General features: G+C 60.4%; 10 protein-coding genes and 1 pseudogene. 6 read left to right on the top strand and 5 right to left on the bottom strand.

Annotated elements, in window-relative coordinates; genetic code table 11:
* Positions 1-77 precede the first annotated feature (77 nt).
* From HH800_RS01505 to HH800_RS01525, 5 genes and pseudogenes are all read left to right on the top strand, one after another.
* Positions 78-1,346 (top strand): TolC family protein, encoded by a 1,269-nt coding sequence (locus HH800_RS01505; protein ID WP_009821107.1) that lies wholly within the window; start codon positions 78-80, stop codon positions 1,344-1,346.
* Positions 1,343-2,497, top strand: a complete 1,155-nt coding sequence (locus tag HH800_RS01510; protein ID WP_009821108.1) for an efflux RND transporter periplasmic adaptor subunit — start codon at positions 1,343-1,345, stop codon at positions 2,495-2,497. Before HH800_RS01505 ends, HH800_RS01510 begins: the two co-directional genes overlap by 4 nt.
* Positions 2,494-5,730, top strand: coding sequence for an efflux RND transporter permease subunit (locus HH800_RS01515; RefSeq protein WP_009821109.1), 3,237 nt, complete (start codon positions 2,494-2,496; stop codon positions 5,728-5,730). Before HH800_RS01510 ends, HH800_RS01515 begins: the two co-directional genes overlap by 4 nt.
* 83 nt (positions 5,731-5,813) lie before the next feature.
* Positions 5,814-6,290: a hypothetical protein gene (locus HH800_RS01520; protein WP_037542106.1), complete on the top strand. Its 477-nt coding sequence runs from the start codon at positions 5,814-5,816 to the stop codon at positions 6,288-6,290.
* Between the two features lie 482 nt (positions 6,291-6,772).
* Positions 6,773-7,255, top strand: a pseudogene (locus tag HH800_RS01525) (HupE/UreJ family protein); the annotation flags it as partial.
* Here the strand turns inward: HH800_RS01525 and HH800_RS01530 are convergent.
* Both HH800_RS01530 and HH800_RS01535 read right to left on the bottom strand, forming a co-directional pair.
* On the bottom strand, positions 7,225-7,566 hold the full coding sequence (locus HH800_RS01530; protein WP_235681999.1) for a hypothetical protein: 342 nt from the start codon (positions 7,564-7,566) through the stop codon (positions 7,225-7,227). The pseudogene HH800_RS01525 and the gene HH800_RS01530 overlap by 31 nt on opposite strands.
* A gap of 504 nt (positions 7,567-8,070) precedes the next feature.
* On the bottom strand, positions 8,071-8,289 hold the full coding sequence (locus HH800_RS01535; protein WP_004210831.1) for a hypothetical protein: 219 nt from the start codon (positions 8,287-8,289) through the stop codon (positions 8,071-8,073).
* 252 nt (positions 8,290-8,541) lie between these two features.
* On the opposite strand from HH800_RS01535, the gene HH800_RS01540 reads away from it, so the two are divergent.
* A complete protein-coding gene (locus tag HH800_RS01540; RefSeq protein ID WP_009821120.1) occupies positions 8,542-8,721 on the top strand; it encodes a hypothetical protein in 180 nt (59 codons plus the stop codon).
* On the opposite strand, the gene HH800_RS01545 is transcribed toward HH800_RS01540, so the two are convergent.
* The 3 genes from HH800_RS01545 to HH800_RS01555 all read right to left on the bottom strand — a co-directional run bounded on the left by HH800_RS01545 (position 8,718) and on the right by HH800_RS01555 (position 13,810).
* Positions 8,718-10,568, bottom strand: a complete 1,851-nt coding sequence (locus HH800_RS01545) for a TniQ family protein (RefSeq protein ID WP_228220568.1) — start codon at positions 10,566-10,568, stop codon at positions 8,718-8,720. The genes HH800_RS01540 and HH800_RS01545 overlap by 4 nt on opposite strands.
* 5 nt (positions 10,569-10,573) lie before the next feature.
* A complete protein-coding gene (locus tag HH800_RS01550; RefSeq protein WP_234831993.1) occupies positions 10,574-11,458 on the bottom strand; it encodes an ATP-binding protein in 885 nt (294 codons plus the stop codon).
* Between the two features lie 87 nt (positions 11,459-11,545).
* Positions 11,546-13,810, bottom strand: a complete 2,265-nt coding sequence (locus HH800_RS01555) for a Mu transposase C-terminal domain-containing protein (protein WP_125999560.1) — start codon at positions 13,808-13,810, stop codon at positions 11,546-11,548.
* Positions 13,811-13,913 lie beyond the last annotated feature (103 nt).

The following is a 13,913-nucleotide window of genomic DNA, read 5'->3' on the forward strand; positions in this document are numbered from 1 at the left end:
CTTGAGACCACCCGAGGTCTGATCCCTGGCGCGCATCTGCGCGCATCTTTTGATCAGACCTACGAGGGAATTACACAATGCAAGCCTTTCGAGGCCGGCTGCCGCGTATTGCGGTATCCGGCGCGGTCGTTGCGACCTGCCTTATGGCGGGTGGCACGGCTGCAAGCGCGCAAGTCGCGCCACCATTTGCCGAGCTTTTTCGGCAAACCAGCGAAGCGCCACGTCAATTGGAGCTCGAAGCCGAAGTAGATCGAGCCGAAGGATTGGCACGGCAGGCACGCGCATATCCCAATCCGACCGTGAGCGTCATGACGGAGAATGTGGGGGGGCAACGCCCTTACAACCGCTTCGGTCGTGCGGAAAACACGCTCCAGGTAAACCAGCCGCTTGAGCTTTTCGGAAAGCGCTCCGCTCGCATTGCGGCAGGCGAAGCAGGCGTGGTCGCTGCTCAGGCGCGTACGCGTGACGGCCGGCTGTCCTATGCATATGAACTGGCGCGTGCCTATGCTGGCGCTGAAGTCGCCGATCGCAGGATCGGGCTGGCTGAAGATGAACTGGAAGAAGCAGAAGCGGATCTTAAGGCCGCCCGCGCTCTGGTTGAAGCGGGCAAGGAAGCCCGGCTTCGCGGCCTTCAGGCTGAAACCGAAGTGAATTCGCTAAGGGCTGTCGTCGATACGGCCAAAGCAGAGCGGGTTGGCGCCTATTCCCGCCTGACTGCGCTCAGTGGTCAGTCGGTGTCTTATTCGACGCTTGCCGAACCCATGTTGGACCGGTTGGCGCCGATGAAGGGGCAGGGGCCCATCGACCCGACGCAGACGGCGCCGTATCTGGCAGCGAAAGCTGACGCAGAAGCCGCCGCGCGGCGGGTGACGTCCGCCAAGCGGCAGGCCATTCCTGATGTGACGGTGTCCGTCGGCGTTAGACGGCTTGAGGTCGATAACGCGAATGCTCTGCTGGCAGCTGTGAGCGTGCCATTCCCGCTCTTCGACAGGAACCGCGGCAACATCGACGCTGCGCAGGCCGAACTGCGCGGCGCGCAGGCACGGGAGGCGGCAACCCGGTTGGAGGCCGAGGCTGCAATCCAGGCTTCGCTTGCCCTAAACGAAGCGGCAGACGCCAGAGCAGCGGCTGCGGATAGAACGCTGTCCACGGCCGAAGAAAGTTACCGGCTTGCACGCATCGCCTATGAAGCGGGGAAGTCCCCGCTGATCGAATTGCTAGCTGCCCGCCATGGCCTGGGAGCTGCTCGCGGCGTGGTGCTCGATGCCCGCGCTGCCCAGTTCGATGCCCGCGCCAGCCTTGCACGGCTTGAGGGCCGCACCATCACCGGAGAACCCGTCCAATGAAGTCCGACAACACACTCTATGCCGGCGCTGCGGTCGGCCTCATTCTGGCGGCACTGGCCGGCTTCGGCGTTGCACGCATGACAGCGCCCAGCGCACCGGTGGCTGAGGAAAGCGCTGCGGAAGCAGAGGCCCAGCCTGCCGATACCTTGGAAATCACTGCGGACGGCATCAAGACCTCGGCAATCTCGGTTGAAGCTGTCTCCGGCTCCAGTCTCTCGGGGATCGTCATGGCGAGCGCCACGGTTGAAGCTACGCCTGATGCCGAGGCTGTTCTAACCGCGCGAGCGCCAGGCACGGTGACGCGCATCTTCAAGCGTATCGGTGATACGGTTCAGGCCGGTGAGGCGATCGCGCTGGTGGAAAGTCGTGATGCCTCGGCAATCGCGGCTGATCGGGGGACCGCGGCGGCGCGCGCGACACTCGCTGCGCGGCAATTAGCCCGCGAGAAGAGCCTGCTCGCGCAAGGTGTATCGGCGCGGGCGGACTATGAAACGGCCGAAGCCAATCTGGCGGTAGCTCGGGCCGAAGCGCGCCAGGCGGACGCGGCTGCGCGTGCAGCACGGGTTGCTGGCGATGGTCGGTCCGTATCTGTCGTGAGCTCGGTCTCTGGTCGGATCACATCGGCAACAGCAAGTCTGGGTTCGTTCGTCCAGGCGGAGACAGAACTGTTCCGGGTTGCAGATCCGCGCAGCATCCAGATCGAGGCCGCGGTTCCTGTGGCTGACGCTGGCCGGGTAAAGGCTGGCGATCGGGTGGAACTCACGACGTCCGACGGCCAGAAGGTGGAAGGGCGTGTGCGCTCGGCGACCGGTGTTGTCGACGCGCAGACCCGGCAAGCCACAGTCGTCATCACCCCGAGCGGTGGTGGCAGCGCGATCGCTCCGGGACAGCTTGTGCAGGCACGTATCTTCGCCAGCGGTGGCCAGGGTGCCAGCGGTGTTACGGTGCCGCAGGATGCAGTCCAGACAGTCGGCGAACGGACAGTGGTTTTTGTCCGCACACCCAAGGGCTTCAAGGCACAGACCGTTCAGGTCGCCAGTCGCAGTGGCGGCATGGTTGCGATTGCGGTTGGCCTGAAGGCGGGGCAGCAGATCGCGACGACCAACGCCTTCCTCCTCAAGGCTGAGCTTGAGAAGGAGTCGGCAGAATGATTGCGCGCATCCTCAGTCTATCCGTCAGGATGAGATGGGCGGTGTTGTTCCTGACACTCGCCATTGTCGGATTTGGCGGCTGGCAGATCACCAAGCTGCCGATCGACGCCGTGCCGGACATCACCAACCGTCAGGTGCAGGTCAACACCTTCAATCCCACGCTCGGCCCGGTCGACATGGAAAAGCAGGTGACTTATCCGGTCGAGACGGCCCTTGCCGGCATTCCAGGTCTCACCATGACCCGGTCGCTCACGCGTAACGGGTTCAGCCAGGTGACGGCGATCTTCACGGACAGCACGGACATCTTCTTTGCTCGTCAGCAGGTCACCGAACGTCTTGCGCAGGCAAAGGATAGTCTGCCTTCCGGCGTTCAGCCCAATCTGGCGCCGCTCAGCACCGGCCTTGGCGAAATCTTCTTCTACTCGGTGGCATTTCGTCATCCCGATGGGAAGAACGTCAAGATCGTCAATGGCCAGCCTGGCTGGCAGTCGGACGGCAGCTACCTCACGCCTGAAGGCGAGCGACTAACCACCGAACTGGCGAAGGCGGCCTATCTGCGCACCGTGCAGGACTGGATCATCCGTCCGCAAATGCGCAATGTCAAAGGCGTGGCCGGCGTCGATTCCAACGGCGGCTTCGTGAAGCAGTATCTGGTGCAGCCCAATCTCAACGCGCTGGCCACCTATGGCCTGTCGGTGACGGAACTGGCTGATGCTTTGCAGCGGGCGAACCTGTCGGCAGGCTCCAACTACATCAAGCGGGCCGGGGAGAGCTTCCTGGTTCGCGCCGATGCGCGCCTGAAGTCGATTGAGGAAATCGAGGAGGCGGTCGTTGCGACCCGTGCCGGCGTGCCGGTGCGCGTGCGTGATGTCGGTGAAGTGGTTATCGGTGGCGCGGTCCGCACCGGCTCCGGCAGCCGCATGGGATCCGAAGCTGTGATCTCGACCGTCCTGATGCTGGTGGGCGACAACAGCCGCATCGTGGCGATGAGCGCGGCGGAGAAGCTCACGCAGATCAACAAGGGTCTGCCGCCAGACGTCTTTGCCGAGCCGGTCTATAACCGCTCGAAGCTGGTGAATGCGACCATTTCGACGGTCGAGAAGAACCTGACCGAAGGCGCGCTTCTCGTCATCGTGGTGCTTTTCCTGCTGCTGGGCAACATCCGCGCGGCGCTGATCACGGCGGCGGTCATTCCGGTGACCATGTTGATGACGGCCAGCGGCATGAACGCCATTGGGGAATCCGGCAACCTCATGAGCCTTGGTGCGCTCGACTTCGGTCTGATCGTCGACGGCGCGGTTATCATCGTTGAGAATGCGCTGCGACGGCTCGCTGAACGGCAGGAGCATGAAGGGCGTCTGCTGACGTTGTCGGAGCGGCTGGGCGAGACGACGGAGGCTGCGGTCGAGATGGTTCGACCGACCGTCTACGGGCAGCTCATCATCTTCCTCGTGTTTGTGCCGTTACTGACCTTCCAGGGTGTCGAGGGCAAGACCTTCTCGCCGATGGCGGTCACGCTCATGATTGCTCTGGCCTCGGCCTTCATCCTCTCGATTACCTTTATCCCTGCGATGATCGCCATCGTGATCAAGGGGAAGGTGAGCGAGACGGAAGTGAAACCGATCCGTTGGTTCAAGGAAAAGTACGAGCCGCTCCTGAAGAAAGCCGTGGCGCGTCCCTTGCCGTTCATTGCGGCCGGCGGTGGCATGTTCCTGGCAGCCGTCCTGTGCTTCGGCCTGCTGGGCGAAGAATTCATGCCCCAGCTTGACGAGAAGGACATCACGGTCACGAACTTCCGTGTGCCGTCGGCCTCGATCGACCAGTCGACAGAGATGCAGCTGCGGATCGAGAATACGCTAAAGACGCTGCCGGAAGTGGCTCTCGTATTCTCCAAGAACGGTAACGCGGACCTGGGCACCGATCCCATGCCGCCAAATGCCTCGGACACCTATGTCATCCCCAAGCCCGAGAGTGAGTGGCCATCCGATGTGAAGAGCAAGGACGATATCCTCAAGCGGATCGAAGCGAGGATGAAGCCGCTGATCGGCAATCGGACGGAGATCCAGCAGCCGATCCAGATGCGCTTCAACGAGCTTATCGCGGGCGTTCGGGCTGACGTGGCCATCAAGCTCTATGGCGATGACCTCGATCAGATGAGCCAGCAGGCGCAGCGCATTGCTGCGGTGGTTCGGAAGATCCCCGGTGCCGGCGATGTCAGTGCCGAGCAGACATCCGGCGCGCCGACGTTTGACGTGCAGATCGACCGACTGGCGGTCGCGCGTTACGGCCTTTCGGTCGAAGAGGTTGCCAATACCGTGGCGGCTGCTCTTGGTGGCCGGGAAGCCGGGCTGCTGTTCGAAGGTGACCGTCGCTTCTCGGTCGTGGTCCGTCTACCCGATGCGCAGCGCGATGATCTGGAAACGCTGGGGTCCATCCCGGTGATGTTGCCTACCCCAGAAGGTCAGGTGGCAAGGTCCATCCCGCTCCGCGAGGTGGCACGGTTCAGCTTCACATCAGGGCTGAACCAGATCAGCCGCGAGAATGGCAAGCGTATGGTGATCGTGCAAATCAACGTGCGTGGCCGAGATCTGGGCGGCTTCGTCACAGAGGCGCAGCAGAAGGTTGGCGAACTCCAACTGCCTGCTGGCATGTACACCGATTGGGGCGGCACGTTCGAAAGCCTTCAGTCGGCGCGTCTGCGTCTGCTGATCGTGGTGCCGATCTGCTTCGCCGCGATCTTCGCACTTCTCTACATGGCATTGGGTGGCGCTATCCCAGCAGCGATCGTGTTTAGTGCGGTGCCCATGGCTCTCGCGGGCGGTGTTTTCGCTCTGCTGCTGCGCGGAATTCCGTTCTCCATCACGGCTGCGGTGGGCTTCATTGCTCTCTCCGGTGTCGCGGTGTTGAATGGCCTCGTCATGATGAGCGCCATCCGCAAATATCGAGAGGATGGGGCAGAGGAGGATCAGGCGATCATCGGCGGCGCGATGGAGCGCGTGCGGCCGGTGCTGATGACTGCGCTCGTGGCAAGTCTCGGCTTCGTGCCGATGGCCCTCGCTACGGGGACAGGGGCTGAAGTGCAGCGACCGCTTGCCACGGTGGTCATTGGTGGCCTCATCACGTCGACGGCGCTGACGTTGCTCGTGTTGCCGGCGATCACGGCATTCATGGGGCGCCTCAAGAAGAAACAGGCGCAAGAGTCGTCGGGTAATTCCGAACCGGCAACTGCTTAATCGAAAGGCAGGCGGCGGCGGAGCTGCCGCCTGCTTCATCTATGATTTGCTCAACGCCAGACCCTCGAGGATTGGAAAGTGCCATGTTCCTTGACGAACGTTCTCGATTTTCTGTCCGCTCAGGCCAGCTGGCTATCGTAATGATGGCGGCGCTGGCGGCCGGGGCTTGCTCATCTGGCGATGGCAATGGCCAACTCAGCGCCGACGACCAGGCGCTGCTCAGCGATCGCGAAGCTCATCATGAATTTCAGTGCAATGATGGCTCCCTTCTCCACGCGGCGTACCGCGATGAGGGACTGGTGATGATCCTGAGTGGACCCGCGCAACCGCAGCCGATCCGCCTGACTGCTCCGGCTCAAGGGCTGACCTATGTCGGGGAAGGCATCACAGCTACGATCACCAATCGCGTCCTGCGCATCAGCGAAACAGACCGGCCGGAGCGCACCTGCACCTCGGGCAAGCCGTTGGGCCTTAGCCCTGTAGAACTAGCCGACGACTTGGTTCGTGACGAGAATAGGTCATCTGACGCTCGCAATTTTGTTGAGAATCATTCGCGATAATCTATCGTGTGTGCGGTTTGCCGCCCGTTGAATGGCCGTTTGGATGAATGAGAGAAGGAAGGAGTGACGAATGCGAACTTATCCATTCCTCTCTGTCCTGCTTGTAATCGCTATGATGATCTCACACGGCTCGCTGCTGACCGTGTCACAGCATTTCCACAAAAGCGACCGACCATCCGTTGAGGCTACTACAGAGCATCAACATTTTTCAGAAAACCATGAGGAGCCGGGCAGCGCTACAGGAGGCGGTCACGTTCATCTAGTCGGTGATCGCGTGCCAGATGACCATGGGCTGAAACCTGTCCCGACTGGGAAGGCTATCCATAGCGGCGCGCATCGCCAGCCTTTCATGGCGCCGTTCATCATGGCTCCGTTACTCGAGCCGCCATCGATATCCTGAAGCATGGCAGTGCGAGGCGTTGGTCTCGCACTTGGTGCTGATCTGCCGGCGTCGAGGCGCTGGCGACCATACGGATATCTATATGAAACTCAGACTGGCTCGACCGTGGGCATGTTATGCTGCGGTCTTTACAGCCTTGGCGTTTTTCGTCGTCGATGTGGCCTTGGCTCACGGCGTCGCGGAAGGCGACAAAGGCTATATCGAAGAAACGACCGGCCCTCAGATAGGGGCGTTTCTCTATCTAGGCGCCAAGCACATGGTCACCGGATACGACCATTTGCTGTTCCTGTTCGGCGTCATCTTCTTCCTCTACCGGATGCGCGAAGTGGCATCCTATGTCACGCTGTTCGCTATCGGTCACAGCACGACCCTGATCGCAGGGGTGCTGCTGGGAACGAATGTTAGCGCCTATCTTGTCGATGCGATCATCGGCTTGTCGGTCGTTTACAAGGCGCTCGACAATCTCGGTGCGTTTCAGCGTTGGTTCGGGTTCCAGCCGAATACGAAGGCGGCCGTGCTGATCTTTGGCTTCTTTCATGGCTTCCCGGCATCGCCAAGGGTCAGGACCGCGCGTTCAAGGGCTGGATCAACAGCGATCGTATCGTCGCGGTAGCGAAGCTTGTCCTGAACGGTCCGAATTTCAGCGGCGGCGCGGACCAACTCAGCAAGCGTCAAAGTCCGGAAAGGGCGATACTCTTCCGCCTGAGGGCCGGTGGCCATCTCCAGCCGCGCCAAATCGAACGCTTCAACGCCGGAAGCCGCGGCTGTCTTCGCCGCAGCGCCTATGGCAGCCGTCGTGGCATTCTGTTGTTCCTTCGGCATCGCGTGCCGTTCAGGCGCATCAGACAGCCATTCCTCAATTACTCTGAAGTCCATTGTAATGCTTCCCTGCAAGACCGGGAGTAATTGTCTCAGACCGATTGGGCAAATTCCAGACCCCCTTCAGCACAGGTTGCATTGGATATGGAACAGGCTGCTTCGAATCCTCCGGAAAGCGGCTTATGCGCCGCAGTTATCGGCGGCGTTGGATTGAACCGATGGGATGACCAGGCTAGTCTAATGGGGGACTATTCTTGATGGACTTCAGCGCTTCCGAGGCAAGATAGAGTTCGTCTTGGGCTGCCTCCCATTCACAGCGGGCTTCATCCCAGCGCCGCTTAGCGATGAGCAGGCGATCTTGCGCTTCCTGTTGTTTATTCCGTGTACGGGTGCGTTCCCTCGTTCGGCTCAGCGGCAACCGATAGACGTCGTTGTCGGTCAGCTTTCGACCGCACGACTTTGGGCTATGTTGATTGCGTATGTGGGCCCATGATCCTTGCAGCTTGTGGACGGAATTGCCGCAGCGCTTGCAAAACCATTCGCGCTCAATGCGATCGGCCCTCACAGCAGCACTCCGATCATCAGGCCGACGAGCATCCATGCGAGGCCGGTCATGACTTGCACGGGATCGCGCCAGTATGCGCGTTCAATTATGGCGGAGCTGCCGCTGGCCACATCCCTGAGATCGTCGCGACACCCGGGATAGGGATATTCCTCATCCAGATGGTTTGCCAGACGTTCGAACGCGGCTTTCTTGTCGGGGGGAATATTCCCGGGCATGCTTTCCTCAATCGCTATCGACTATACGATAGTAATCGTCGGATTTCCCGGCGAGACCCTCGTTGAGCTTTTGCACTGGTTTGCAACAGGACCGCGGGTTCGGATTTGCGGCGGTCAGGCATCGCACCTGGGCGGTGGACGCAGCTGTCACATGCACCCTGCATGGGATATTATCGGCACCGACGCAGGAACGTCGCAGGCGGGCTGAACATTTCTAAAATGGACCGGGATCCACGGAAGGGATGGAGCGGCATGATTATCACCCTCTCTGACCTTTTAGCGGGAATCCGAGAGCGCAAGGCTGCCTTGGGTATCATCGATACCCCAGAGCGTACCGATGCCATGCGCAATAGCGGATCGCGCCGAACAGCGCGCAAGCGTGCTATGTTGGCCCGGATCGAGGAGCGCTCACGCGACGCGGGCGTCGTCTAGGCTGACCAAGCGCCTTGTTTCATGATCTTGGCGAAGCTCATGCGGCAGTAGCCCGCATCATGTATCGTCGGCAAACCGACCTTCCGCGCCCATTTTTGTGCTGACTGGGGAGGCAATCCCATCCTGTAGCCGATCTCGACCGATCCTATGATCTCTGCTGCAGCCTGAAGAACATCCGCTGCGAGATATGCTTTACCGTGGCGACGTATGCGGCCGGTGGCGACGAATTTGAGAAACTGATTGGTGGCCAGGTTGAGTATCTCGCTGGCATCGGCGCCTGATAGCTCATCCTCGACATGGGCACCGGACAACGGGTTTTCCAACATCCGCAAAGTGTCGATGAGTTCGGCCGGGATTAGTATCTGGTGGGACAGGTCCGTCGCCTTGGGGGGCAAACCGAATCGACCATCCGGCCCCAGGAGCCAGGTGAAGATGTCGGCCCATGGCTTGGCGCGACCGCCAATAGCCCTAGCTGCGATTTGTAGCGGAACGCCGTCAACGACAGCGGGATCGGCTTTGGCTTGGATCTTTGCCTCGAATGCCGCCCAGGCCTGCGTGGTGGTATTGCGGACGCCATATCGCGCCTCCCAATAAGGGTGGGTCAGGGGAGCGACCAATCCAGATTGCATCAGCTGCGCTATGGCATAGCGGGGCAACTGAGTTGACTGCGACACAGCGGTCAAAGGCAGACGGTCAGGCTTGGTGCGCGCCAGTTCCTCGATTTCTTCGGGATCATGGAATGGTCTAACTACGCCATGAACTCGCACGTCGGTTAGCTTGAAGACGCCGGCGGCTCGCAGCTTTGCGATGATGGTATCCGTCTCGCGCAGCACGCGCACGGCTGATTTGGCGGAGATCAGTCCAATTATGTCATTCCCCTCGTCGGCCGACGGGAGGTCGGACAGATCAGGGCTTTGACTGAGATCGGGTTGCTCTTGCTGCAGGCCATGTAGAAACATCGCGAACAGGGCTTTGACTCGGGGCGAAGAGCGGCCGATCCGGGCTTGCTTGACGGCGTGCCCCAGCTTGTTCGACCAGTTGTCCCCTTCGCCTGGAGTTGGAAGTAGCTGGGCTGGAACGATGGGCCATTGGCGCAGCAGCGTTACAGCGTCATGAAGCGCGCTGACGACCGCCATTGTAAGGTCAGGATTGGTCAGCCATTTTCCGCGCAGTTGGTCGTTTAGCCAGGGGGAGAGCTTCAAGGCCAAGTCGGCAATGTCGTGCGGCTCCAAACTCGCAATCGGGTCTGGAAGCTGTGATCGTGAAGCGGCCCGTACATCGGGATCATGGCTGAAGAGGCCAGCATAGATGCCCAAATTGCCGCGCATCTCGTGAGGGATGAACTCGGCTTGTCCCTCTCGGAGATCCGCGCTGCAGACATCTTGGTCGCAGGTGGCAATGCCGTTGGCGTAGCGCCACCGCTGGGTAACGCCGCATTCGTGACACTCACTGCGCAAGACCTGAAAGGTTTCCGGGCAGAATGGGACGGAGGCCAACTGCCAAATCGCACGATGATGAGCCGATAGGGCAAGGCTGGCCGGTGCATATCGGCGGATGGTGGTTCTCAGTTCGCTCTGCCACGCGCGTCCACCAAACCAATGTATGATCGCGCTGCCTTCTTCTGGACCGTGGGCATGGTGCAGTAATTGGGGGTACGGCACCACCAGAATGTCAGCCAGCGCCGGTAGCTGTTCGGCGTTGGTTGTGGCCGCCGTCGGCTTGTTGTCGTAAACCCAGCCAGCCTCAGACAACAGCGTTCCTGTCCGTGGATACCCGTTCTCGGCAGTCACACGGGCGACAAGGCCCATGAGACTTTCGCCAGCGATTGGCGCGAGCGGGTATTTCACTTGGCTCAAGCTTCGATCTCCACGAACGGATTATAGTCGATGAAGCTATGGGCAATGGCCCAGCTGTTCACTGCCATGGCGAGATCGTTGCGGGTAATCGCATGCCGACCTCCACGCACGACATTTATCGCCGCCGTTTCCACGATGCGGCAGGTGCGGCCGATGATTCCGCTGCTTGCGAGGCAAAGGGGGCGAGCGATGTCCTCTTCGACCAGGCCGCTGGCGACCTTCATGATCTGCTTGTCGACCATGGCGGCATCGAGGTCTTCGACGAAGTCCAGGAATAGGTCTCGATCGTCATCCGCCCACCAATCAAGGGGAGGAAGCGTGAGGGGAGGGAAGAGCCGGCCGTTCAACTCGTGGCTGGACTGGAACAGCTTGTCCGCGTCGTGGGTGCCGAAAAAGGCGATAGGAACAAGGCCAGAATCAAGGAACGTCTTCAGGCTATCCGTGACATGGTTTGCGGCCGATGACCGGCGCGACAGATGTTGGATTTCATCGATGACGAGCAACTGCACGTTATCCCGTTTGATGGCTTGCACGGCGCGCTTGTGCAGGTTGGGTTCGGTGCCGCGGTCATAAAAGGGGTCGTCCAGGGCCTGCAGGATGGAAGAGAATAGCGACCTGGCGGTGCCAGTGCTCATGAGCTTAACGATCAGGACGGGCCGGCTGCCTTCTGGAAGTTCGCCCAGGCGTTCGATGCCGTCCCGGAAATGTTCGGCTGCTGTCGTTTTGCCGGAACCGCTTTCAGCCAGGAGGGTGATGCCATATTGCCGCTCGCCACGGGTGGCGATGCCAGAGCGCCGGACCTCATCCAGCCCCGCAATGATGGCCTCTTGGCGAGGATGAACAATCTTGATCTGGCGGAACGCGCTGCGGGCATCTGCCACGCGCTGAGACCGGGCAGCGGCTTCATTCGGCCGTACAATGGGCGGGTTTGATGTGGTGGTAGTCATGTGTTGCCTTTCGGGTAGGGGTTAGAAGTAGCTGCTGTCGTTCGAGCGCTTTTTGCGTTCACGGCGTGGTTCGGGGTCGGTGGTCGACGCGTCCGGGGTGGGTGGCGGCGCAGGAGCACGCCGGTCGCGCTCTGGCATGTCCTCTGGCGTCGCCTCTCGGGCATTGGCAGCTTTCGCCTTCTGCCGGTTGCTCCGCCGTTTAGATGCGGTAGGGGCAGCTTTCTGTGGAGCGGGGCGACGAGACAGGGTGTCGGCATCGTGCATCTCGTGCTCGATCACGTCTGCATAGATGATCGGGATATCGACCGGTTCGGGGCGCTCGCGCTGCAGGCTGGCGAGTTCACCGGTGATGCTGCGGATGCGCTTGTTTTCGTACAGCTTGGCCAGAAGCTTGCGTTCACGCTCCTTGGCTTCGGGCGTCAGCTGGTCGATGGCGTCGAGAAGCTCGGCGCGGCAGGCGTCACGCCATTCCCGTGAGTTGAAGTCGGCGGCTTCCGCCTTGGCCTTCTCACGGATCTGCTCGTGCATCCACAGGCTGATCGGCTCGTCGGTATAGCCGGCCGTCTGGCAGTACAGCTCGACGTCCTGATTGGTTTTGCGGTTGATCACCCAAATCTTGCGCAGATCGTACGGGTCATAGCGGAACGACACCGTTGCAGTGGCATTCTTCAGGCGCTGACGCTTGCCTTCCAAAGGGACAAGATCGGCGAGCAGGTCAGGCACGGCTTTATAATCGCCGAAGCGCAGGCCATTCCACTCGATGCCAGCGTGGGTCAGCCGGTGCGAATTGATCTTGGGGAGGAGGGCCTTCTCGAAGATGCGAGGGTCACGCGGTAGAACGATCCCGTACTGGGCGGTGCCCTGTTTCCAACAGAGCAGAGGCTGTTTCTCGTTCAGGCCGCCATGCGGGGTCGTGTGATAGACCGCGATGGCGAACATGATGAGTGCCTCGAGTTCGTCGAGCGTCAGCACGGCATCCACGGCGGGGTCGTAATCATACTCGCGGGAGAGGGCGATCGGCAGATGGGCGCCGGCCACCTTCGATGACACGTAATTGTGGATGGTGAGGAAGATGCGCTCAACAAGGGCTCGTTCGCGCGGCTTTTTCCGACCACTGATGCGGATCGTTGCACCGGTCGCCTTGCTCATGCTCTCCATATCGTGGCTGCGGAATTCCATACCGCCATCCACGTGATATGTGCTGCATAGGCCGCAGACGTCCTGGGCTTCAGGGTGCTTGTTCTTGATGATCGGCGGCACGATCTTGGGCAGAACAGACCGGCGAAGCAACTCCGACACGGTGGCGTATGATGGAGCATTGAAGGACAGCATGTGCGAGAGCACGACCCTGCTGAACCCATCAACAAGTGCGGAGAAAGTGGGGCGGCCCAGGATGATGGCGCGTTCCACGTCGATGACGAGGAGAGCGGGTATGGGTGTGTGATCCATAAGCCCGAATTCCAGAGGACGCTCCGCCTCATGGCCTTTCCCTGCGCCACGCCACCGAGAGTAGGCCGCCTGTTTGCCGTGGCGGGCCGCAACCGTCTGTTCGCACTCCAGCTTTTTGATATCGCGATATGTGGTGCTCATGCTCACCGGGAGGAGCGGCTCCGTAGGCATCTCGTATTCGAGCGAAGTGCCATCGTTAACGCGGCTAATCTCGGCGTTGGTCAGCACATTGATATCGGTGACGCTCTTCTTCGACACATAGTAGGTCAAAGCCAGGCGCTGGCGGATTTCCATGCGGATGCCATCTTCATCATAGCAATGGTGCCCCTGGGCGCTTGTGGCCTCACGAGCATCGCGATCGCCAACTTTACCGCGCTCCCGCATCCAGCGTTTCACGGTGTGCGGATTGGGTGCCTCGCCATATTTGGCGTGCAGCTCGGGTGTCCAGTGCTCGGCAAATCCCGCAGAGATTGCCTTCACGCCGGTCATTACGCCGTTCCGGTCGAGCAGCCGTAACGTTGCCAGCCGAAGTGCGCTTTCGGGATCGAGTTCCTCACATTCGGCGGGCGTGAGATGTGATTCAGCGATCTTGTTCTTGGCCGGGGACTGCCCACGCTCTGCCATCTGGAAGAATTGACCGTTCTGAAGCAGCGTCCGGAAGCGATCCTGGTCCATTGGACGGACGACGCCGGCGTCATCGAGATATTCGACGGGCTTGCCTGTGGCAGCATGTTCGAAGTTCAGGCGTGTGCCATATCCATGTGATGTAAAAACACAGGGTTGACCTTCGATACTGTATAGCTGATTGCGTTTGAGCTTATAGGGGAAGTAATTCACGTATCTCTCCCGAGATTTGGGTATTCTGAGGGCGCGCAACATCCATCAGCAGTAGATATTTCTACGCTGCGAATGGCATTGCTTCTGTTGTGATGGGTGCCTG

The sequence above is a fragment of the Sphingobium yanoikuyae genome (genome assembly GCF_013001025.1).
Taxonomy (GTDB): Bacteria; Pseudomonadota; Alphaproteobacteria; order Sphingomonadales; family Sphingomonadaceae; genus Sphingobium; species Sphingobium yanoikuyae_A.

Bases quoted from the DNA above. Each gene is read 5' to 3' on its own strand.
- HH800_RS01510 (WP_009821108.1), top strand. From the start codon at position 1,343: ATGAAGTCCGACAACACACTCTATGCCGGCGCTGCGGTCGGCCTCATT.
- HH800_RS01515 (WP_009821109.1), top strand. From the start codon at position 2,494: ATGATTGCGCGCATCCTCAGTCTATCCGTCAGGATGAGATGGGCGGTG.
- HH800_RS01535 (WP_004210831.1), bottom strand. From the start codon at position 8,289: ATGCCCGGGAATATTCCCCCCGACAAGAAAGCCGCGTTCGAACGTCTG.
- HH800_RS01530 (WP_235681999.1), bottom strand. From the start codon at position 7,566: ATGGACTTCAGAGTAATTGAGGAATGGCTGTCTGATGCGCCTGAACGG.
- HH800_RS01540 (WP_009821120.1), top strand. From the start codon at position 8,542: ATGATTATCACCCTCTCTGACCTTTTAGCGGGAATCCGAGAGCGCAAG.
- HH800_RS01520 (WP_037542106.1), top strand. From the start codon at position 5,814: ATGTTCCTTGACGAACGTTCTCGATTTTCTGTCCGCTCAGGCCAGCTG.
- HH800_RS01505 (WP_009821107.1), top strand. From the start codon at position 78: ATGCAAGCCTTTCGAGGCCGGCTGCCGCGTATTGCGGTATCCGGCGCG.